Source organism: Pseudomonas putida (genome assembly GCF_022627325.1).
GTDB classification, from domain to species: domain Bacteria; phylum Pseudomonadota; class Gammaproteobacteria; order Pseudomonadales; family Pseudomonadaceae; genus Aquipseudomonas; species Aquipseudomonas putida_X.
The window spans coordinates 97,714-118,902 of record NZ_JAETZZ010000010.1; the positions used below are offsets into that span (position 1 = coordinate 97,714).

The window sequence follows — 21,189 nt, forward strand, 5'->3', positions numbered from 1 at the left end:
TGGCGCCCTTCAGAAGTCGCGCTTATAGAAAATATCCAGCGAACTGGCCAGGCCGCTCGCCGCCTCAAGGTAAACCCTCTTGCTCAGTTTGTAGCGCAACGCAATGGTATTGGCCGGCTCGAACACCCCTACCCCATATCGCAGGCTCAGCTTCTCGGTCAGGTTGCCGCTGGCCACCACACTGGTGGTATTGCCCGAGCCCTCGGTGTCCAGCTGGAAGTCGTCAATCCCCAGGCTTGACGCGATCCTGCCGGTAACCCCTGCGCTGCCCGCCAGGCCCAGGCCCAGGGCCGCCTCGGCCAACATGTTGTTGTCCTCGCCCGAAGTGCCCAGCGGGCGGCCCAGCACCAGGTAGGACAGCGCCTGTTCCTGGCTCATCGCCGGTTCCGAGAACACTTGGGTAGTAGGCTGCTCGGCACTACCGCTCAGGCGGATACCGGCGATCACGTCATCGACTTGGCGAATCGCCTCGATGTCCAGGTAGGGCTGGTCGATGGGCCCGGCGAACAGCAAGCGCGCTCGGCGGATGGTCAGGCGCTGACCATAGGCGCGGTAACGTCCGTCAGCCAGGCTCAACTCACCACGGGTGTCCATGTTATCGCCGATGTGTACATGGCCGAGCAAGTTGGCGGTAAGCCCAAACCCGCTGAACGACAGTTTGTCCTGCCCCACTTCGACATCTATGTCCATGGCCATCGCCATCGGCGTTTTGCCTTCCTCGGTCTGGTGGCCGACGATGACCGTGTCGTCGGATACCTTCACGGTCGACGGCGGCAGCTGGCGCACCGTGATCTTGCCCTTGGGCACCTGCACCTTGCCGGACACCGCCAGTTTGTCGTCGATCAGGCGCAGGTTCAAATCGGGCGCGACTTCAAGCGTTGCATAGGGTTCTACGGTCACCGGCAACTGCTGGCCCTGCAGGCGCAGGTTCATGCCCAGGGCCTGGCCCCAGGTCAGGTCGCCGCTCAGCCGGCCACGGCCCGCCTCGCCACTGCGCCAGCCACCGTTCAGCTGAACCTGCTCGCCAGCGATCAAGGCTTGCAGCGACAGGTCCTGCATGCTGACGGGCAACTCAGCACCACTGACCTCGCCACCACTGAGCATCAGGTTGCCGTTGACTTTGGGCGCCAGCAAGGTGCCGGACAATTGGCCACTGCCATTCAATTGGCCTGCCAGCCGCTCGACCATCGGTACGAAAGGTCGGGCGACCGACAGGTCCAGGCCGGCGAGGCGGAAGTCACCCGACAAGGGCTTGTCCTTGCCCAGCGGGTCGAGACGGGCGTTCAGGCGCAACTCGCCAAGGCGCTCGCCACGGAAATTCAGCTGCGTATCGATGCGCCGAGGCGCCAGGGTGCTGTCCAGGCGCAGCGCCTGGTAAGGGAAGTCGATCCAGCGCCCATTGTCCCGCACCCGCAGCGTGCCGCCGCTGGCATCGACGCGCACGGTCCCCTTGGGGCCGCTGGCCGGGATGTCCAGATTGACGTCAGCGTTGAGCAGCCCCTGCCAGGCGAAATCCTTCGGCAACCATTGAGCCAGGCTGTACAGCGGGAACTGTTTGAGGTGATAACGCAGGCGCGGCTCCGGTGCCAGGCGTTGGTCCTCGCCACACAGGCTGGCCTGACCGGAGCGCCAGCAGTGGGCACCGAAGTCCAGTTGGCCGCTGGCCAGGCGCTGCAGGCGAGCCGGCGCCTGCAATTGCCAGTCCTGGCCACCGGCCTGGACTCTGCCGCTGGCCAGCCGCCCACGCCAGTCGCCCTTGCTCAACTGGCCGTCGAGCCCCAGGTCAAGCTTCAGCAACGGGCCATCGAGCCCCAGGGTCAGGGCTTGCTGGCGGATATCGCCCTTGCCGTTGGCCTGCAAGGTGCCCAGCACCGTATCGCCCAGGCGGATGCCACTGGCCTTGAGGTCGACCAGCCCACGCTGGGCGTTGTCCAGGCGTGCACTGAGGTCAAGACGCTGGATCCGGTTCTGCTCCTGAGCCAACTGCTGGCCCTGCAGGGTCAGGGTACCTTGGGGAGCGCTGAGCGTGCCGCTGGCATCCAGCCGCCCTTTTACCTGGCCTTGCAGCCCGGGCCACAGTTGCCCGAGCCGGGGCAGGTCGAGGTCGACACGCCCGGCCAGGCGCTGTTGCAGGCTGCCACTGCCGTTGATGCGGTTGTCGCCCAACTGCACGGCCAGCGTACCGAGGGTCCAGCGCTGGCCGGCGCCTTCGGCCTGTACCTTGAGCATTGCCGGCTGGCCGCGCAGGCGCCCCTTCAGGTCAAGCTGGGCATCGAGGCTGAGCTGCTCACCCTTCATTTCACCTTTGCTGCGCAACGGGCCGGCCAAGGTGCCGGGCAGTTCGGCGAGCCAGTAGGCAGGGTCGAGTGCCGACAGTTGCAGGTCAACGTCCCAGGCCAAGGTATCGGCAAAGCGCACCGCGACACTGCCGGCAGCCTTGCCTTGCCCGGCAGTCAGGGCCAACTGCGGCAGGCGCACCTGGCCAAGGTCACCCTCGAAGGGGCTGGCCAGGGTAAAGGCCCCAGCCGGGCCGTCGAGGTCGCCATTGAAAGCACCCTGGTAACTGCCATCGCGGTATTGCACCTGCGCGGTCAAGCGCTTGAGCGTGACCTCTGGCGGCGTGTCCAATGGGTACAAACGCAGCCAAGGGAAATCCTGCCAATCGAGCTGGGCATTGGCCCCCAGGCCTTGCTGCCAGTCGGCGCTGGCCTGCAGCTTCAGGTGCTGGGCGTCGCTTGCAGAAAGGTCCAACGCCTGGATGTCCGCCCCTTTGGCATCTACCTTGCCGTTGAGCAGCAAGGCGATCGGTGCCTGTTCGGCCGGCAGGCTGGCGCTACCAGCCACCTGATACCCCTTGAGCAGATCGCCCTCGGCGTCGAGCTTGAGCTGGTTGAGCTGCAGCGTATCCGGTAGCGTCTGCGCGGGCTTGAAGGCATCGGAGCGCAGTTGCAACCTGGCTGGCAAGTGCTCGGCCAGTGCCTGCAACTCACCGGTCAGACGCGCGTTGAGATAGCCGCTGCTGGTCGCATCCAGTTCGAGGGTTTTCTGCAACTCGCCCTTGGCGGTAAGTGCAAGTTGCCAGGCCTGCCCTTGCACGGCTGGCAGTTGCACCTGCCCCTGCAGTTGCACCGGCCAGTCACCCTCGGGCTGCAGATCGCCCTGCACATTCACTTGCAGGTCGTCGCGCTGCAGTTGCAGGCTGTCGATCTTCAGCCCTGTGGCAGTCCAGTGCGCCGCCAGGTGCAGATCGCCGAGCAGGTCGCTGCCATCGAGGCGCACCTGGCCAACTTTGACGTCACCCAGCTCGATGGCCACCGGCAGCCGCAAAACCGGTAACTGCAGCGGCCCGCTGTCAGCAGGTTGATCGCTCGGCGCGAATGCCATGTCGATCCGCTGGGCATGCAGTTGATCGATGCACAGCGTTGCCCGCAACAAACAGCTGGGCGTCCAGTTCAGCAGCGGAGCTTGCACGTCGACGCGGCTGCCGCCGTCAGCCCAGGTCAACTGGCTCGCCTGCCAGCGGCCCGCAAGGCGCCCTTGAAAATCACTGACCTGCAAACCTGGCACGCGCCCGAGTACCCAATGGCTGCCACCTTCGGTGGCCAGTAATGCCCCCAGCGCCAGAACAACCAGCAACACGCTGCCGAGCAGGCCCAGCAGAATGAATTTGAACACACGCATCACAGCTCTGGCCCCATGGAGAAATGCAGGCGGATACCACCGTCGTCATCGAGGGCCTTGGCCAGGTCGAGGCGCAATGGCCCGACCGGCGAAACCCAGCGCACGCCGAAACCGACCCCGGTCTTGAGGCTCGGCAGCTCCAGCGTGTTGAACGAATTACCCTGGTCGACGAACGTCGCCACACGCCACTTCTCGGTCAGCGAATACTGGTATTCGACGCTGCCTGCGACCAGATAACGGCCACCGATACGGTCGCCGTCGCTGTTCTTAGGCGACAGCGTCTGATAGTCGTAGCCGCGCACGCTCTGATCGCCACCGGCGAAGAAGCGCAGCGAGGGCGGGATATTGTTCTTGTAACCGTTGGTGGCGCTGCCTCCGAACTGCAACCTGCCGAGCAAGCGGTGGTTGTGCCCGAGCGTGGTCAGGCCCTTGAGCAGTACGTTGCCGTGCAACAGGTTGGTGTCGGACACCAGCCCTTCCTTGGCCACCTGGGTATCGAATTGCAGGCGGTAGCCGTTGTGCGGGTCAATGCGGTTGTCGCTGCGCAAGTAAGAGAAACTTACGCCCGGCATGAGCAGGTTGCTCAGGCCTGAATCGTCGCCAAGGCGATACTCTTCACGCTGGTACTTGAGCGAGATCACGCGCTGCCAGCCACTGGGCAGCTTGCTGTGCCATTCGGGCCCCACGGTCAGCAGCTTGCTGAGCGTGTCTGTGCCGGCGATCTCTTCATTCTGATAGCCGCCAGCGAAACGCAACTTGTCGGTCAGGGGTGGGTCAAGGGGTACGTCGTACCACAGCCCGACGTTTTGCCGGGGGGCAGAAAGCTCTGTCTCCCAGCCGTAGCTATGGCCTTGGGCGTTGACCCAGTGGCGCGTCCAATTGGCTTTGCCGCGCGGCCCGACATCCGTCGAGAAGCCCAGACCAAGGCCCATGGTCCGCGGCTTGCGGGTATCGAGGCGTACGTCCACAGGAATTTGCTCGGCCACTGCGGCAGTGGGCGCGGCATCGACCCGTACACCTTCGAAGTAACCGCTGGACTGCAGGTCATTGTTCAGTTCCGCGATCAACTCGGAGTCGTAGGGCGTGCCCGGTTTGAACGACACCATCCGCTGCAGCAGGTCTTCGTCCAGCGGGGTATCGCCACTGAACCTGACCGCCCCCAAGCGGTAGCGTGGGCCGCTCTGATACACCAGTTCGATATCGGCCACCCCGGCCTGCGGGTCGACGGCCAGGCGCTGGCGGGTGAAATGCCCGCTGAAGAAGCCGTAGCGTGAGGCCTGGTTCTGGATCAGCCGCTTGGCATCCTCGTAAAGCCCATGGTTGAGTTGCTCACCCGCGCGCAGGGCTTTGCTGTCAGGTACGCGAAACGCCTTCATCTCGCTGGCAGGCCCCTCGATGCGCACGGTCACGTTGCGCAGGCGCACAGGCTCGCCCGGTTCGATATGAAGGATCAGCTTCGCAGGTTCGTCAGCCCTGGCAGAAGGCCTGACCTCGCTATCGATCTGCGCCTGGTAGTAACCCAGCGCTTGCGCCGCTTTTCGCGCCTGCTCCTGAGCCCCGCGACTGAAGCGCAACAGCGCCTCTTCATCGCGGTCCCCAAGGGTACCTACATAGCCTTCGACATTGGCTTTGAGCGCCTTGTTGGCAGGTTTTACCTGCACCAGCAATTCGCTCTGCCCCCATGCTGTGAAACTGGCAACCCAGAAAACCAGGCCCCAAGTCAGTCTTCCTGAATACGTCATGCGGCGCATGCTACCAGAGCCAGGCGCTCAAGGGAGCCGCCTGGCGAGCTTTCAAGCAGTCGGGGAAATTGAAGGTACCGGACAGGGATGAAAAAACACCCGTTCACGGATTGGCCCTACAGCCACCTCGCCAATCTCCTGATACCCCTGGCGCTCATAGAACGGTAGGTAATGCTCGTTACCCGAATCCAGCACCACGCCTTGAGTGTTGGGGTCTTCTGCACACCAATCGTGCACGGCTTGTAACAATTGTTCGCCGTAGTGCTGACCGCGAAACGCTGGATGCACCCCCAGAAGCGGCAACATGTGAACCTGCGGTGTTGGCAGGCAGCCGACCAGCGCCGCCTGGTACTCCATGTAACGTCGCGTGCAGCGTTGCCCGGTGCCCAGCAGCATGCGCAGGCGCCAGGCCCAGCTGTCGGCCACGCCCAGGCGGCGCTGCGGCGGTACGATCAGTGCCAATGCGATCAGGCGGTCATCCAGCAACAGGCCAATGGCCGGCAACTGCAGGTAGAAATGCTGACGAACCCACTCGCGTACCATCACGCGCAACCGTCGTTCGTAGCCAGGGCGCTGGGCCTCGAAGATGTAGGCGAAGGTGGGCTCGTTCAGATAAGCGTTGTACAGCAGTGAGCGGGCCTCACGGCTGTAGCCATCATCGAGTGTGCAGACGCGAGCCTGGGCGGCGGTGGCTTCGGGCATTGCGGGCAGACCTCCTGGAGTGGGCATACAGTGCCTTGGAGGAGCCCGGCGGCGCATCGTTCCCCCCGTGAGTGCACGTTAGCAGCGCCTCGGCGAAGCCGCCACGCTGGTGATCAGTGGCGATGTCGGCTAGCATCCGGCCTTTTACCGGGATTGTCTTTCCATGAAGATCGTCTGTTTCAACATCAACGGCCTGCGGGCCCGCCCGCACCAGCTGGCGGCCCTGATCGAAAAGCACCAGCCGGACGTGATCGGCCTGCAGGAAACCAAAGTCAGCGACGATCAGTTTCCCTTGGCCGACGTTCAGGCCTTGGGCTATCACGTGCACTACCACGGGCAAAAAGGCCACTACGGCGTTGCCCTGCTTTCGCGCCAGGCGCCGCTGAGCCTGTTCAAAGGCTTCGCCACGGACGAAGAAGACGCGCAGCGCCGTTTCATCTGGGGTACGTTCGCTGATGCCAATGGCACACCGATCACCATCATGAATGGTTACTTCCCGCAGGGCGAAAGCCGCGACCACCCCACCAAATTCCCGGCCAAGCAGCGTTTCTACAGCGACCTGCAGGCGTTGCTGGAGGGGCAGTTCAAGCACGACCAGCCCGTGCTGGTGATGGGCGACATGAACATCTCGCCCCAGGACTGCGATATCGGTATCGGCCCTGACAACGCCAAGCGCTGGTTGAAAACAGGCAAGTGCAGCTTCCTCCCCGAGGAGCGCGAGTGGATGGAGCGCCTCAAGGGCTGGGGGCTGGTGGACAGTTTCCGCCACCTGCATCCTGAGGTAACGGACCGCTTCAGTTGGTTCGACTACCGTAGCCGCGGCTTCGAGGACGAACCCAAGCGTGGCCTGCGCATCGACCTGATCATGGCTTCGCAGCACCTGGTGCCGCGGATCAAGGCAGCGGGCGTGGACTATGAGCTGCGCGCGATGGAAAAACCCTCCGACCATGCGCCGATCTGGCTGGAGTTGAGCTGACCGGCTTGCCGGCGATGAGGCCCGCCCTGCCAGCGACCGACTAACCGGCGGGCCAACCGCTCTCACAGAAGTTGCGTCAACTTCCAGAAATTGGGTAAGGCTGTTACTCCAGCGCACACGTTGCGCAATGGCCCGTGACCGGGCTTACCCAACCCTAAAGGCCCGAACGCAAGGCCTCCCCCACCCCGGCCCCGCGCACATCATCCGCCGCGCTGACCAAGGCAAAGTTGTAGGCCCCATGCGACCAGTACCTCGCTTCCAGTTGGCCATCGACACGCTGCCCTTGCGGCATGCGTTCGAAACGCTCGCCAGGTGAGCGCAGGAACAGGCTGATGCGCTGCCCTTGGCGGTCCTGGAACACCAGCAACGCCGCAGGCCCCTGCTCATTGCTCAACAATCGTGCCCCCACAGGCTGGAACCCGTAACCGGTCAAGTCAGGCAATTGCCCCACCCTGCTGAAATGCCTGCCCAGCCAGTCGCGCAACTGCGTGGGGTCACTGGCCTGGATATCCAGCGCCTCACTGCCGGCGAACAAACGATGCGCCTGGACCGCATCGGCCATGGGCAACGCGCTCCCTGCCAACGTGACCTGCCGCGCCTGCCAACCACCCACCCCGCCCACGCCCAGGGCCAGCAGCAGCACTGCAGCCGACGCCAGGCGCCGCTGGCGCCGTTGACGCACACGCCGTTGCAAGTGGCCGAGATCCAACTGCGCCGCCCCGGGTTGATCACCGAAACCGGCCAGGGCCGTGCGCAAGCGCCGAGCGTCGTTGCGCCAGGCTTCGATGCGTGCAGCTTGCTGAGGGTTGGCCGCCAGCCAGGCCTGCACCTCAGCACGCCGCGTCGGCTCGAGTCGGTCATCAACGTAGGCATGCAACTCGTCTTCGCTGGGTATCAGGCGCGTCATTTCAGTCTCCGCAGAGCCGGGGGCTGGGGGTTGCCCTCGGTCAGTTCACGCAGGGCGGCACGGGCACGTGACAGGCGCGACATCACCGTGCCGATGGGGATGCCGAGTGTCTGGGCCGCCTCTTTGTAGCTCAGCCCTTCGACACTCACCAACAGCAGCAAGGCACGCTGCTCGGTCGATAGCCGGGCGAAGGCTTGCAGGTCGGCTTGGGCCAGAACGATGCTTTCGATGTTGCCGCCGAGTGCTTCGCTTTCCTGTTCCGCCCGGCCGAACCACGATAACCAGCGGTTGTGCAGGCGCTCACGGCGTTTACCGTCAAGAAACAGCCGGTAAAGAATGGTGAACAACCAGGCACGCAGCGCATCGGCATCACGTTGCTGGGTGCTGCGGCTAAGGGCTCGCTCCACCGTGGCCTGCACCAGGTCGTCGGCGCTGCCCGGTTCGCGGCTCAGCCACAAGGCAAAGCGGCGCAGGCGCTGCAGCAACTCGCGCCACTGCTGTTCGTCCAGGTCGTGCATGGCAAGGTACCGGCTCGGGGGTGGTCAGTGTATGGGGCAGACGCGCCGCCACAAAATATATTCCCACCCATGGAATAAATATTTCCCAGCCCCGTCGTACCGGCATCTTCACTGAACCGGATGAACACCATGAACTCACCCTTGCACGGCCCGGACAAGGCCCTGCGCCTGGCCGGCATTGGCGCCGTGATGCTGGCCCTGGGCGCAGGCTTTGCCTACGCCGCAGGCTGGATCGGCGGTCCAGAGCTGACCCCGCAACGCATCATCGACACCTTCGAAGCCCAGGCCGGCCACTACCCCGGCTACCGCAAGAACCACGCCAAGGGCCTGTGCGTGAGCGGCTACTTCCAGCCCAGCGGCCAGGCCGCCGCGCTGTCGACAGCACGCGCGTTCACCCAGGATCGCGTACCGGTCATTGGCCGTTTCGCCATCGGTGGCGCCAACCCCTTCGCCCCCGATACCGGCGTCCCGGTGCGCAGCCTGGCCATTGAGCTGAGCACCGACGACGGTCAAGTCTGGCGCACCGGGATGAACAATCCGCCCGTGCTGGCGATCAGCACGCCACAAGGGTTTTACGACCAGGTGCTGGCCAACGCGCCCGACCCTGCTACCGGCAAGCCGGACCCGGCAAAGCAGCAGGCCTTCTTCGCCGCCCACCCGGAAAGCGCCGCCTTCCGCCAATGGGCCGCAAGCTACAAACCCAGCGACAGTTTTGCCAACACCCAGTACCACAGCATCAATGCCTTCCGCCTGATCGATGCCAGTGGCGCTGCGCACCCAGTGCGTTGGCAACTGGAGCCACAAACGCCTTTTGCGGCCTTGCCCGGCAAGGTCGACGACAAGCAGTTCCTGCAGCATGACCTGCAGCAACGCCTGAACCAGGGCCCGTTGCGTTGGACCCTGCGCCTGGTATTGGCCAACCCCGGCGATGCGCAGGACGACCCGGCCCAGCCCTGGCCCGCCGAGCGGCGCAGCGTCGATGCCGGCACCCTGGTCATCGAACAGGTGGATGCACCGGAGCAAGGCGCTTGCCGTGACGTGAATTTCGACCCGCTGATCCTGCCCAGCGGCATCCAGCCCTCCAATGACCCGATCCTCGCTGCCCGTTCGGCGGCCTACTCGGAATCCTTCAACCGCCGCAGCCGCGAAGCCCTCGGCGCAGGAGCCCGCCCATGAAACCTGAAGCCTTCCACCCCCTGGCCCGCCTGGTGCATTGGCTGATGGCGGTTCTGATCATCGCCATGCTGTTCATTGGCGTGAGCATGGTGGGCGACCTCTCGTTGCGCCACCCGCTGCTGGTAGAGTTGCACAAGGCCACGGGCCTGGCCCTGCTGCTTCTGGTGATCGTGCGTATCGGCCTGCGCCTGAGCCTGCCCCACCCGCCTCTGCCACAGGAGCTGCCCGCGCTGCAGCGGGTCGCTGCAGGCGCATCCCACCTGTTGCTCTACGCGTTGATGCTGGCAATGCCGCTGTTGGGTTGGGCCATGCTCTCGGCAGGCGGGTACCCTCGCCCACTGCAACTGCCCGCGATCGCCCCGCACGACCTGCAACTGTACGCAATACTGCGCCAGGCGCATGGCTGGGCCGGCTACCTGCTGTTCGCTACGGTGCTGGTGCACCTGGGCGCCGCGCTGATGCATGCGCTGGTGCGCCGGGACGGGGTATTGCGTAGCATGTGGCCAGGGCCGCTGCGCCGCAGTGACTGACGGCAGGTGGTGCATGGGCAGCCCCGACAACCGATGAATGTTCCCATCCATTTGCACGCCGTCTGCCCAACTGCCCTGGAATGCCCGATGAATGTCGCGAAGGACCCTGCCACCCTGACCCCCGCCAGCACACTGGACACGCGCCCGTTGCTGCTGGCCAACATGGCCTGCACCATGGCGATGATGGCCTTCGTCGCCTTGATCGGGCCCATCGCCCGCCTGCTCGGCATGGCCACCTGGCAAGCCGGCGCAGCGGTGACTGTATCGGGTGTGGTCTGGGTGCAGCTGGCCCGCCCATGGGGGCGCGCAGCTGATCGACTGGGCCGCCGCCGCATCCTGTTGCTGGGCAGTGCTGGCTTCACGCTGGCGTACTGGCTGCTGTGCCTGTTCGTCGAAGGCGCTTTGCGCTGGCTGCCAGGGGCTACCTTGGCGTTCGTCGGCCTGATGCTCGCGCGCGGCTGTATCGGCGCCTTCTACGCGGCCATTCCGGTGGGCTGCAATGCGCTGATCGCCGACCATGTCGGGCCACAACAGCGTGCCCGGGCCATGGCATCGCTGGGGGCAGCGAATGCTGTAGGCCTGGTATTGGGGCCGGCGCTGGCGGCCGTGCTGGCACGGCACAGCTTGAGCCTGCCCTTTCATGTGATGTCGCTGCTGCCTGCCAGCGCGTTTCTGGTCCTGCTGTTCAAACTCAAGCCGCAACCCCTCGCACATCGCCATGCACCCAGTCCGGTGCACCTGAGCGACCCGCGCCTGCGCCGGCCGCTGCTGGTGGCCTTCAGCGCGATGCTCAGCGTGACGGTGTCGCAGATCATCGTCGGTTTCTTCGCCCTTGACCGCCTGCAACTGGGGCCGGCGCAGGCCGCCCAAGCCGCCGGCATCGCCCTGACCACCGTCGGCGTGGCACTGATCCTGTCACAGGTCATCCTGCGCCAGCTGGAATGGCCACCGCTGAAGATGATCCGCGTCGGCGCCAGCGTTTCGGCACTGGGCTTCGCCGCCGGCTCGCTGGCTACCACCGCGCCATGGCTGTGGGGGTGCTATTTTGTCGCCGCCGCCGGCATGGGCTTTGTTTTCCCGGCGTTCTCGGCACTCGCCGCCAATGCCATGAACGCCGCAGAACAGGGCGCCACTGCCGGCTCCATCGGTGCCGCTCAAGGCATGGGGGCGGTGATCGGCCCGCTGGCCGGGACACTGATCTACGCCCTGGACCCGCGCCTGCCCTTCCTGGTCGTGGCTGTGCTGTTGCTGCTGGTCGGGCTGTGGCCGATGCCGCGCGCGCGGGCCTGACAAGCACAGCGCGCGCGTGCAGAGTGTGTTTTAATGCGCCAATTATTTTTAACACCTCTGATTACAAGGCGGCTATGGACACGGGGACACGACTCAAACTGGTGCGTGAACGCAACAACCTTTCCCAACGCGAACTGGCCCGCCGCAGCGGGCTGACCAACTCGACCATCTCGCAGATCGAGCAAAACCGCGTCAGCCCGTCGGTCAGTTCCCTGAAGAAACTGCTCGAAGGCATCCCCATGACCTTGGCAGAGTTCTTCAGCTTCGACGAGCCGGTACGAGAAGAGCGCTTCGTGTTTCGCGCCAGCGAGCAGCCTGATCTGGGCCGCAATGGCCTGCGCATGCTGCTGGTCGGTGCCAGCGTCGAGGCACGGCAGATGCGCATGCTGCGTGAGTTGTATGCGCCAGGCGCCGATTCGGGTGAACCGATCGTGCATGCCGAAGGCGAGGAATGCGGGCTGGTCACACGAGGGACCGTGGAATTGTGGGTCGATGGCCAGGTCAGCGTTCTCAACTCTGGCGATGGTTACTACATCCCCACCACCCTGCCGCACAGCTTCAAGAACATTGGTCAGGACGAAGCGGAGATCATCAGCGCCAACACGCCGGCCAACTTCTGACTCAAGGGCCAATGGCCCGGGCTGTTCGCGTGTGACGCTGCGAACAGCCCGCTGCGCTCAACGCTTCAGTGCATCGGCCACGAAATCCAGACGATCCTGGCCGAAGTACATCTGCCCGTCGACAAAACAGGTCGGTGCGCCAAACACCCCTCGCTCCACAGCCTCCTCTGTCGTCTGTTTCAATGCGGCCTTCACCTCTGCGTCGCCAATCAGCACTTGAAATTCAGCGGCGCTAAACCCCGCATCTGCCAGCACCTGCTCCAATACGGCGGCATCCCCCAGGTTGCGCCGTTGAACCCATAACCCGTTGAACAGCGCCGCCAGCAAGGTTTCGAAGCGTTCCGGGGCGCGCAACTGCGTGCCTACCAGGCCGCGCATCAAAGCCAAGGTGTTGATGGGGAAGCCAGGCGGGAGCCCGAACGGCACCCCATAGCGCGCGGCGAACCGCCCCAGGTCGGTGAACATGTATCGCCCCTTGGCGGGGATCATCGCCGGCGACGCGTTGCCTGTGGCCTGGAACACACCGCCAAGCAACATCGGCCGGTATTGCAACGTTGCGCCATGGCGGGCGCACAGTGCCGGTAGCTGGGTCCAGGCCAGATAGCTGGCGGGGCTACCCAGGTCGAAGAAAAACTCCACGGTCTTGCTCATGCAACGCACTCCTTTTGAGGGTAGGCCTTACCAGCGCTCCATCCACGGGCGCAGGTCGAGTTCGAAGGTCCAGGCGTCGCGTGGCTGCGCGTGCAGGAACCAGTAGTTGTCGGCGATGTGCGCCGGATCCAAAACACCGTCCTGATCCTTGAGGGCGTAAAGATCGGGGAAACTGTCGCGGATGAACGCGGTGTCGATGCCGCCATCCACTACCACATGGGCAACGTGGATATTGCGCGGCCCTAACTCTCGCGCCATGCTTTGCGCCAAGGCCCGCAGGCCATGCTTGGCACCGGCAAAGGCTGCAAACCCGGCTGCGCCACGGGTGCCAGCGGTGGCACCAGTGAACAGGATCGTGCCGCGCTCACGCACGACCATGCGCCTGGCCACCGCCTGGGCGGTCAGAAAGCCCGCGAAGCAGGCCATTTCCCAGATCTTGAAGTATTTGCGCGGTGTTTCGTCAAGGATGCTGCAGGGCACATTGGCGCCGATATTGAAAACAAAGGCTTCGATCGGGCCAATGTCGCGCTCGATGGTCTCGACCAGCTCAGCGACCTCGTCTTCCTTGCGTGCATCGGAGGCGAAACCCTGTGCCTGACCGCCTGCAGCGCGGATCTCGTCCACCAGCGGTTGCAGCTTGTCGGCCTGGCGCCGAGTGACGCAGGCGAAATACCCCTCACGGGCAAACCGCTTGGCGATTTCGCCGCCAGTGGCATCCCCCGCGCCGACCACCAGCACCACTTTTCGTTGTTCTGTCATGCGTGCCTCCATTGATGAACGATCGTTTAGTAAACGAACGCTATGTTATGATCACCGCCATCGTCAAGCCACGCGTGAGGCTTTCAAGTGCGCTACTCAACCGACCACAAGCAACAAACCCGTGACAAGCTGCTTGCCAGCAGTGGCGCCCTGGCCAAGCGTGGGGGTTTTGCCAGCACTGGCGTGGCCGGGCTGATGAAGGCCATCGGCCTGACCGGCGGTGCCTTCTACAACCACTTCCCGTCCAAGGACGACTTGTTTACCGAAGTGGTCCGCCAGGAGCTGTGCAACAGCCCGCTGGCACGCCTGGCCAACCAAGGCGCCAGCCGCGAGCGCTTGGCGCGCTGCCTGCAGCAGTACCTGAGCCTGGCGCATCTGCACAATGCCGAGGGCGGCTGCCCGCTGCCGCCGCTGGGGGTGGAAATCGCCCGCGCTGAACGGCCGGTACGTGAAGAAGCCGAGCACTGGCTGGTGAGCCTGCACAGTGCATGGAGCCAGACGCTGGAGGATGAAGCCTTGGCCTGGGTACTGATCAGCCAGTGTGTCGGGGCGCTGGTGGTCGGGCGGATGCTGGCTAGCGAGACGGTTCAAAGCCAGGTTCTAGAGGCCAGCCGAAGCCACGTCGAAAGGGCTCTGAATGAGAGCGGCTAGCCTGCTGTGCGCCCTGTTGCTGAGCACTGCGACCTCTGCCGAACAGGTGTGCCCACCGGGGCAGTACCCAGTCTGCCTGATGGGCTGCTTCTGTGCGCCGATCGACCCCGGCCAGGTGCTCAAGGACGTCGAGGTCATGGCCGCCAGTAGCCTGGCCTTCGGCTTGCGCCAGGCGCGCGATGAAGCAACCGCCAGCGGCAGTGAACCGATCCCCTTGCATATACGGGCCCAGCTCGAAGGCTGGTATGACTTCGCCGTGCTCGATGCCGCGCGCTTTCGGGTTGGCGACGAGCAGCAGATCAGCGCTGCCAATGCCCTGCTGCAGAACCCGGATGTGAACGCGGTAACGCTGATCGACACGATCATCTTCCGCCATGCCCGCGATGCCGAGGACAACGTGGCCCTGTGGGCGCATGAGCTCAAGCATGTGCAGCAGTATCAGGAACTGGGGGTAGAGGAATTCGCCCGGCGCTATACGCGCAACTACCAGGCGCTGGAAGAGCCCGCCTACAAGGTCGAGGCCGAGGTGAGCAAAGCCTTGCGTCAGCGCAGTTCGGGGCACGCGCGTTAGTCGATACCGGCCTGGTCCGAGCCAGGCCCACCCAGGCCGGTATCGATGACTCATCACGAGGAAGCTGCAGCCGCCTCGCCTTCCTCCACTCGGCTTGCATACCGCTGTGCCAGCACCGCACACACCATCAACTGGATCTGATGGAACAGCATCAGCGGCAAGATCATGGCCCCGATGCCACTGCCCACGAACAGCACCTGCGCCATTGGCACGCCCGTAGCCAGGCTCTTCTTGGACCCTGCAAACAGAATGGTGATGCGGTCTTCAAGGCTGAACCCCAGCACCTTGCCCAGCAGGCGCGTACCGAACAGCACCACCGCCAGCAGGATCCCGCACACAGCGAACAAGCCTGCAAGATGCTGTGGCGATACGGTGTGCCACAAGCCCGTCACCACCGCCTCACTGAACGCGGTGTAGACCACCAGCAGGATCGAACTCTGATCGACCAGTTTGAGCCAGCGCGCATTGCGCTTGACCCAGGCCCCGATCCAGCGGCGCGCGATCTGCCCGGCGACGAAGGGTACCAACAGCTGCAGGGTGATTTTCAGCACGGCGTCCAGCCCCGAACCGGTTTCTCCTCCGGCCCCCAGCAACAGCATCACCAGCAGCGGTGTCAGGAAGATCCCGATCAGGCTGGAGGCCGCTGCACTGCAAATGGCTGCCGGCACGTTGCCGCGGGCCAACGACGTGAAGGCAATCGCCGACTGCACGGTGGCCGGCAAAGCGCACAGGTAGAGCACGCCCAGATACAACTCGTTGCCCACCAGCGGCACGAACAGGGGCTTGAACGCCAGGCCAAGCAATGGGAACAGCACGAAGGTGCAAGAGAACACCAACAAGTGCAGGCGCCAGTGCCCAGCCCCGGCGATAATCGCCTCGCGTGACAGTTTGGCACCGTGAAGGAAGAACAGCAGACCGATGGCCAGGTTGGTCAACCAACCGAAATACACCGCGCCATCGCCAGAACAGGGCAGCACGGTGGCGATCAGCACCACCCCGAGCAGGGCCAGGGTGAAGTTGTCGAACAACATGCGCAAATGTCTCATAACAGTTTCCATCTTGTCGTTGTGCAAGGGCAGACGATAAGGTTTCGGGCTTTATTCCGCTAACGCCGGAACCCCCATCGGTGTCGCTGAACGGACACAGCCTGAAAGGATCTTCGTATGCACTTCGCTTCCCTGACTGCCGCCGCCGCGCTGGCCTTGATTGCCGCCCCTGCAAACGCAGCCGATCCGCTGCAGGCCCAGGTGGACGCCATCATCCACCCACTGATGCAGGAGCAGGACATCGCCGGCATGGCCGTAGGGCTGTACGTCGACGGCAAAGTGCACTCCTTCAGCTACGGCGTGGCCAGCAAGGCCGACGACAGGGCTGTCACCGCCGATACGCTGTTCGAGATCGGTTCCCTGAGCAAAACCTACACCGCCACCCTTGCCGCACTGGCCAGCGCCGAAGGCAAGCTCGATCTCGACGCACCGGCCCAACGCTACCAGCCAGCGCTTGCCGGCACGGCGCTGGGCAAGGCCAGCGTGCTCGAACTGGGGGCTTACAGCGCCGCTTGCCTGCCCCTGCAGTTCCCTGACACTGTGCAGACTGATGCGCAAGCGCTGGAGTTCTTCCGAACCTGGAAGCCCCGTGCCGCAAACGGCACCCAACGCTGCTATTCGAACCCCAGCCTTGGGCTGTTCGGTGACCTGGCGGCACGGGCGCAGCAGCAGCCATTCGCTGAACTGATGCGCAAAAGGCTGTTGCCGCAAATGGGCCTGAAGCATACCTACCTTCAGGTACCTGCCAGCGCGCAGGGCCTCTATGCCCAAGGGTATGACGCGCAAAACCGGGCGGTGCACGTCAACCCGGGCCCGTATGCCGATCAGGCCTATGCAATCAAGACCAGCGCCAGCGACTTGCTGCGCTACGTGCGCCTGCACATGCAGCCAGCCGAGCTATCGCCTGCGTTGAGAAACGCGGCCGCCATCACCCAGTCGGGCTATTTCCAGGTCGGCGCAATGACCCAAGGCCTGGGATGGGAACGCTACCCCTACCCCACAGCGCTCGATACGCTGGTCGATGGCAACAGCTCACGGATGGTTCGGGAGCCTCAGCCCACCCAGCGCCTGACCCCGACGCGCCCCGCCCTGCCCCAGGCCTGGTACAACAAGACCGGTTCCACAAGCGGTTTTGGCGCCTATGCCGCGTTCATTCCGGCCGAAGGCAAGGCCATCGTGCTTCTCGCAAACCGTAATTATCCCAACGAAGAACGTGTGCGTGCAGCCTACCGGATCCTCTCCCGTATTGGCCGCTGACAGGCACCCAGGCAGGATTGTCAGACAAGATGTAGTGATCAAAAATATTCACTACAAAACGGTTGACGCCATTCATCGCGCTTGGGCATGATGAAGCCGTCTCCCCGATCGGGAGCGGTGGCAAGGGTGTTCCAGATGGCCTGCGCGGTAACGCAGGCCATCCGTGGAGAGGGAACTGTCCAAAAGGCAGCGTGAGAAAGCCCCTGTTGCGATGCTGCTGTAGCAGCCTAGGTAGTGCGCTACATGCTGTAGCGCCAACTGTGAAAATCACCAACAAAAACGGGTAATGGGGGCTTTATGATGAACTTGAACAACAATCCCACAATTGACCAACTGGCCCAGCTGTTCGCCATGCGCAAGGACAGCCTCGACGACCACTTGCTGTGGGTCAGCCAAACCGGCGAAGTGCGCCTCGACCGCCTGCCGCCGAATACCGTAGAAGATGAATTCGAAGAGCACCTGCCCAGCATGCGTGCCCGCTTCAAGGTCTACCGCCGTGGCCAGGGCTACGTCGGCAAGAAGGCTGCCGCCGACACCGAGTTCGTTGGCCGCGTGCTGCAGACCCTGCAACAAGAATGGCCCGCCGCCCGTGAGCGGCAGGCAGTCAAGGTGATCGAGCCGCTCAACTGACCCTTCATTGAGTTGCCGCACCACTTTCTGAGCCCGGCCCGCATAGGCCGGGCTTTTTCATGCCTGCCGACGCTGCTGCTGCGGCAACGCCAATGCGCCGGTCGCCAGCGCCCTGGCCCGCTCCACGCCCCATACCAAGGCACGTGTCATGGTCTCACCCGGGCGTGCCGGGTAGTACTCTTCCAGCAACGCTTTGCCACCCTGGCCGTACAGCCCCAGGAACAGCTGCGTGGCGCCCAGCCGAGACAGGCGTACCTGCACATCGATGGTGGTGCCATCGCTCAACGCTTCATCGTGGCTGCGGCAGTGCAATTGTGCGTCGGCCCACTGCCAGTAAGTTTCTTCCCTGACCCGCATACAGCGGTGCTCCTCTGCTGAGATCCCCTGGCAGAAGACCACAGCGGCATCGATTCGGCGAGCACAACCGAGCGTTACCATGAGCAAGGTCAAACAAGGTTTAAAAAAACCCCGCGATAGGCGCGGGGTTATGTGAACGAGGTCACTTTCTCGGCGCGACCCTCGGCGTGAAGCGGCCCTTTTTGCTGCGCTGCAGATGTGCCGGTTGCAGCTGCTCCGAATCATCCAGTGTCATGTGGGCAAAGCCCAGCCGAAACGCTGCCTGACCGCAGCGCACCTGGCTGTTGATGGGGAACGCATCGTTCATGTCTTCGAAAAAGGACTCGCTCATGCCCTGTCTCCATTTCAGTGGCGACCGCGTCGGCAAAGGAAGGGTTTTGCCTGAAAAACGCAGCCTGTGAAAGTGAGACTAGCCGGTCATTTACGGACTGCCCGGGCAAAACGCCGGGACCCGACCAGTGGCACAATGCCTTTATTTCAGGCGCACAGCGGTGCCCGTGGCGAACACTACGACCATGCCGCCTTGCACGGAGGGCATGCTGATTTCGAAATCCACACCCACCACTGCATCGGCTTGCAACTGCCGTGCCCGGGCTTTCAGTTCCTCGGTCGCCTGCTCGCGGGCAAGGCGTAGCGCGCCCTCCAGCGTCTGTGAACGGCCGCCGAAGAAGTCGCGAAAGCGTGCAAAAAAATCGCGCACGAAGTTGATACCTTGCACCGATTCGGAGCTGACTACGCCAAGATACTCAGCGATTGGCCGGCCTTCGAGCTGGCTGGTGGTGGAGATGATCATGGGGGCTCCGGTGGCGTGACAAAGAGCCCGAGTCTAACAAAGCATCGGCCCTTCGGGTTTACCCGGGAGGGCCGAACGGCTCTACACAATCGTTATTGCGCGCTGGCGGCCCGTAAACGCTGGCCAAGCTTGGGTCCGAACACATTGACCAGCAACCCGAGCATCACCAGCAGCGCCCCCCACCCCTGCACCGCCGTGAGCCGCTCCCCCAGCAACCAGGCGGACGAACTCAAGCCGATTACCGGCACCAGCAACGAGAACGGCGCAACTTTGCCCGCCGGGTGCCGCGACAGCAGGGTGCTCCACAGGCTGTAGCCGAGCATGGTGGCTACGAACGCCAGGTAAGCCAGCGCCAGCACCGAGCTCCAGCCGATATTGGCCAACGCATGGCCGATGCGTTCCGGCCCTTCCAGCCACCACGACAAGGCCAGGAACGGCAGCGGCGGGATCAGCCCGCCCCATATCACCAGCGCAACCAGGTCGACCGAGCCAAAACGCCTTGTGATGATGTTGCCCATGCCCCACATGGCGCCTGCACACAGGGTAAGGAGCAGCGCCACCATTGGTACGTGGCCACTGTCCTCGCTGCCGATCAACGCCAGCCCGCTGGCTGCCACCAGCAAACCCAGCAGGCTCGCCAGGCGCAAGCGCTCCCCTAGAAACAGCGCGGCAAAGCCGAGGGTGAAGAAAGCCTGGGACTGCAACACCAGTGACGCCAGGCCTGGCGGCATGCCGCTGTACATGGCCTGGAACAGGAAGGCGAACTGGCCCAGGGATATCGTGGCGCCATAGGCGATCAGCCAGCGCCATGGCAAATTAGGCCGTTTGACCAGCAGGATCGCCGGGAACGCAACCAGCAGAAAGCGCAGCGCCCCCAACAACATCGGCGGCAGACCATCAAGGCCTACCTTGATGACCACGAAATTGACTCCCCAGGCGACGATCACCACCAGGGCAATCAGCAGGTCCTTGAGCGGCATTGCAGCTTCCTTCTTCAGGCGTACTAGACATATTTGGTTACAGCATAAAGCCATTTGCCCAGCCTGGACCGGCACAGTTAGGCTTCGGCCTTACGCAACAGTACAGATAATCGGTATCCGGCCTGGGCATTCACCCCGCCGCGAAGTCCCTGTAACGTTGCCCGGCGCGAGCAGTTGATGCCCTGGAAGGCCGTTGCGTTACCCTAATAGACAAGCGCCACTTTTCGTTGAATCAGGCCAAACCATGACCGATATCGCAGGGCAACTTGAGCCTCCCCTGTTACCCGTCGACCAGCCTCGGGTGGTGGTCTTCGTTGCCTACCCCGCCATGGGTCTGCTCGACCTCAGCGGTGCGCAAACCGTGTTCTGGGCAGCCACCAAGGCCATGGCCGAGCGCGGCCTCCCCGGCTACCGCCTGCATACCGCCAGCCTCGAAGGGGGTCTGCAGCCAACCGCCGAAGGTCTGGCGGTGGCCACCGAGCGCCTGGATGATGCCATGGCCCAGGCCGTCGACACGCTGATCGTACCCGGCGCCCCGGACATCATCCGCAGCCTTCCCGAGCACGGCCCGCTGGTGGCCTGGCTGCGCCGCGCCAGCCTGCACGCCAGGCGCACGGCGTCGGTCTGCAGCGGGACTTTCCTGCTGGCCAGCGCCGGCCTGCTCGACGGCCGCCGCGCTGCCACCCACTGGGCCATGTGTGAGGTGCTGCGCCGTGACTTCCCGGCCGTGCAGGTGGACCATGAATCGATCTTCGTTCAGCAAGGCACCGTGTGGACCTCGGCGGGCGTGAGCGCAGGGATCGACCTGGCACTGGCGCTGGTCGAACTCGACTGTGGCCGCGACGTCGCCATGCAGGTGGCGCGCGAACTGGTGGTGTTTCTCAAGCGCCCGGGCGGGCAGGCGCAGTTCAGCGAACTGCTCAAGCTGCAAGGCCAGGACTGCACGGAGTTCGAAGCCCTGCACCTGTGGATCAATGAGCACTTGGGCGACCCGCGCCTGAGCGTCGAGCGCCTGGCCGAACAGGCGCACATGAGCCTGCGCAATTTCACCCGGGTATACAAACTCAAGACCGGCCGTACACCGGCCAAGGCGATCGAGGTCTTGCGCCTGGAAGCGGCCCGGCGCCAGCTGGAAAATACCGATGCACATATCGAGCAAGTCGCCCGCCTTTGCGGTTTCGGTAGTGAAGAACGCATGCGCCTGGCCTTCCAGCGCCACCTGGCCGTCACCCCGCGCGACTACCGTGCACGCTTCGCCCGCAGCGTACCGCTGGCCGAAATTCAGGGTTCTTTGGCCTAGGGCTAACGGTTCATCGCCCGTAGCATCGTTGATCGCAAACAAGAACTACCTT

22 protein-coding genes are annotated in these 21,189 nt (G+C 63.9%); 10 read left to right on the plus strand and 12 right to left on the minus strand.

Going from position 1 to position 21,189, the window contains the following annotated elements:
- Window positions 1-9: 9 nt before the first annotated feature.
- Genes JNA92_RS16800 through JNA92_RS16810 form a run of 3 tightly spaced genes read right to left on the minus strand, consistent with a single transcriptional unit; the run spans window position 10 to window position 6,125 of the window.
- Window positions 10-3,684, minus strand: coding sequence for a translocation/assembly module TamB domain-containing protein (locus JNA92_RS16800; RefSeq protein WP_241805794.1), 3,675 nt, complete (start codon window positions 3,682-3,684; stop codon window positions 10-12).
- A complete protein-coding gene (locus tag JNA92_RS16805) occupies window positions 3,681-5,423 on the minus strand; it encodes an autotransporter assembly complex protein TamA (protein WP_241805927.1) in 1,743 nt (580 codons plus the stop codon). Before JNA92_RS16805 ends, JNA92_RS16800 begins: the two co-directional genes overlap by 4 nt.
- Before the next feature lie 51 nt (window positions 5,424-5,474).
- Entirely contained in the window at window positions 5,475-6,125 is a 651-nt protein-coding gene (locus JNA92_RS16810; RefSeq protein ID WP_241805795.1) for a GNAT family N-acetyltransferase, read from the minus strand.
- Between the two features lie 163 nt (window positions 6,126-6,288).
- Between JNA92_RS16810 and xthA the strand changes: the two genes are divergently transcribed.
- The gene (gene xthA / locus JNA92_RS16815) at window positions 6,289-7,101 is read left to right on the plus strand and encodes an exodeoxyribonuclease III (protein WP_241805796.1); all 813 of its coding nucleotides are present in this window, start codon (window positions 6,289-6,291) and stop codon (window positions 7,099-7,101) included.
- A gap of 154 nt (window positions 7,102-7,255) precedes the next feature.
- On the opposite strand, the gene JNA92_RS16820 is transcribed toward xthA, so the two are convergent.
- Together JNA92_RS16820 and JNA92_RS16825 are read right to left on the minus strand one after the other, a co-directional pair.
- Window positions 7,256-8,008: an anti-sigma factor family protein gene (locus JNA92_RS16820; protein ID WP_241805797.1), complete on the minus strand. Its 753-nt coding sequence runs from the start codon at window positions 8,006-8,008 to the stop codon at window positions 7,256-7,258.
- A complete protein-coding gene (locus tag JNA92_RS16825) occupies window positions 8,005-8,526 on the minus strand; it encodes a sigma-70 family RNA polymerase sigma factor (protein WP_241805798.1) in 522 nt (173 codons plus the stop codon). Before JNA92_RS16825 ends, JNA92_RS16820 begins: the two co-directional genes overlap by 4 nt.
- Before the next feature lie 129 nt (window positions 8,527-8,655).
- Between JNA92_RS16825 and JNA92_RS16830 the strand changes: the two genes are divergently transcribed.
- The 4 genes from JNA92_RS16830 (at window position 8,656) to JNA92_RS16845 (ending at window position 12,142) form a co-directional block, all read left to right on the plus strand.
- Window positions 8,656-9,702, plus strand: coding sequence for a catalase family peroxidase (locus tag JNA92_RS16830; RefSeq protein ID WP_241805799.1), 1,047 nt, complete (start codon window positions 8,656-8,658; stop codon window positions 9,700-9,702).
- Window positions 9,699-10,232: a cytochrome b gene (locus JNA92_RS16835; RefSeq protein ID WP_241805800.1), complete on the plus strand. Its 534-nt coding sequence runs from the start codon at window positions 9,699-9,701 to the stop codon at window positions 10,230-10,232. The genes JNA92_RS16830 and JNA92_RS16835 overlap by 4 nt, the downstream gene beginning before the upstream one ends.
- A gap of 87 nt (window positions 10,233-10,319) precedes the next feature.
- A complete protein-coding gene (locus JNA92_RS16840; protein WP_241805801.1) occupies window positions 10,320-11,522 on the plus strand; it encodes an MFS transporter in 1,203 nt (400 codons plus the stop codon).
- Between the two features lie 74 nt (window positions 11,523-11,596).
- Window positions 11,597-12,142, plus strand: a complete 546-nt coding sequence (locus JNA92_RS16845; protein ID WP_012314247.1) for a cupin domain-containing protein — start codon at window positions 11,597-11,599, stop codon at window positions 12,140-12,142.
- Between the two features lie 57 nt (window positions 12,143-12,199).
- On the opposite strand, the gene JNA92_RS16850 is transcribed toward JNA92_RS16845, so the two are convergent.
- Both JNA92_RS16850 and JNA92_RS16855 read right to left on the minus strand, forming a co-directional pair.
- Window positions 12,200-12,793 (minus strand): 2-hydroxychromene-2-carboxylate isomerase, encoded by a 594-nt coding sequence (locus JNA92_RS16850; protein ID WP_241805802.1) that lies wholly within the window; start codon window positions 12,791-12,793, stop codon window positions 12,200-12,202.
- Between the two features lie 27 nt (window positions 12,794-12,820).
- The gene (locus tag JNA92_RS16855; protein ID WP_241805803.1) at window positions 12,821-13,552 is read right to left on the minus strand and encodes an SDR family oxidoreductase; all 732 of its coding nucleotides are present in this window, start codon (window positions 13,550-13,552) and stop codon (window positions 12,821-12,823) included.
- 87 nt (window positions 13,553-13,639) lie between these two features.
- Between JNA92_RS16855 and JNA92_RS16860 the strand changes: the two genes are divergently transcribed.
- Together JNA92_RS16860 and JNA92_RS16865 are read left to right on the plus strand one after the other, a co-directional pair.
- Entirely contained in the window at window positions 13,640-14,203 is a 564-nt protein-coding gene (locus tag JNA92_RS16860) for a TetR/AcrR family transcriptional regulator (protein ID WP_241805804.1), read from the plus strand.
- The gene (locus JNA92_RS16865; RefSeq protein ID WP_241805805.1) at window positions 14,190-14,774 is read left to right on the plus strand and encodes an eCIS core domain-containing protein; all 585 of its coding nucleotides are present in this window, start codon (window positions 14,190-14,192) and stop codon (window positions 14,772-14,774) included. Before JNA92_RS16860 ends, JNA92_RS16865 begins: the two co-directional genes overlap by 14 nt.
- A gap of 53 nt (window positions 14,775-14,827) precedes the next feature.
- Here JNA92_RS16865 and JNA92_RS16870 read toward each other — a convergent pair whose 3' ends face one another.
- A complete protein-coding gene (locus JNA92_RS16870; protein ID WP_400624974.1) occupies window positions 14,828-15,820 on the minus strand; it encodes a bile acid:sodium symporter family protein in 993 nt (330 codons plus the stop codon).
- Between the two features lie 117 nt (window positions 15,821-15,937).
- Between JNA92_RS16870 and ampC the strand changes: the two genes are divergently transcribed.
- Both ampC and JNA92_RS16880 read left to right on the plus strand, forming a co-directional pair.
- Entirely contained in the window at window positions 15,938-17,077 is a 1,140-nt protein-coding gene (gene ampC, locus JNA92_RS16875; protein WP_241805807.1) for a class C beta-lactamase, read from the plus strand.
- Window positions 17,078-17,374: 297 nt separating this feature from the next.
- Window positions 17,375-17,707, plus strand: coding sequence for a hypothetical protein (locus JNA92_RS16880; RefSeq protein WP_241805808.1), 333 nt, complete (start codon window positions 17,375-17,377; stop codon window positions 17,705-17,707).
- A gap of 57 nt (window positions 17,708-17,764) precedes the next feature.
- Here the strand turns inward: JNA92_RS16880 and JNA92_RS16885 are convergent, their stop codons facing one another.
- The 4 genes from JNA92_RS16885 to JNA92_RS16900 all read right to left on the minus strand — a co-directional run bounded on the left by JNA92_RS16885 (window position 17,765) and on the right by JNA92_RS16900 (window position 19,837).
- Window positions 17,765-18,064: a hypothetical protein gene (locus JNA92_RS16885; protein WP_241805809.1), complete on the minus strand. Its 300-nt coding sequence runs from the start codon at window positions 18,062-18,064 to the stop codon at window positions 17,765-17,767.
- 142 nt (window positions 18,065-18,206) lie between these two features.
- Window positions 18,207-18,395 (minus strand): hypothetical protein, encoded by a 189-nt coding sequence (locus JNA92_RS16890; RefSeq protein ID WP_012314238.1) that lies wholly within the window; start codon window positions 18,393-18,395, stop codon window positions 18,207-18,209.
- A gap of 141 nt (window positions 18,396-18,536) precedes the next feature.
- Window positions 18,537-18,857 (minus strand): YbjQ family protein, encoded by a 321-nt coding sequence (locus JNA92_RS16895; RefSeq protein WP_012314237.1) that lies wholly within the window; start codon window positions 18,855-18,857, stop codon window positions 18,537-18,539.
- Between the two features lie 92 nt (window positions 18,858-18,949).
- On the minus strand, window positions 18,950-19,837 hold the full coding sequence (locus JNA92_RS16900; protein WP_241805810.1) for an EamA family transporter: 888 nt from the start codon (window positions 19,835-19,837) through the stop codon (window positions 18,950-18,952).
- 244 nt (window positions 19,838-20,081) lie between these two features.
- Between JNA92_RS16900 and JNA92_RS16905 the strand changes: the two genes are divergently transcribed.
- Window positions 20,082-21,137 carry a GlxA family transcriptional regulator gene (locus JNA92_RS16905; RefSeq protein ID WP_241805811.1) on the plus strand — a complete coding sequence of 352 codons (1,056 nt, stop codon included), beginning with the start codon at window positions 20,082-20,084 and terminating at the stop codon, window positions 21,135-21,137.
- Window positions 21,138-21,189: the final 52 nt, after the last annotated feature.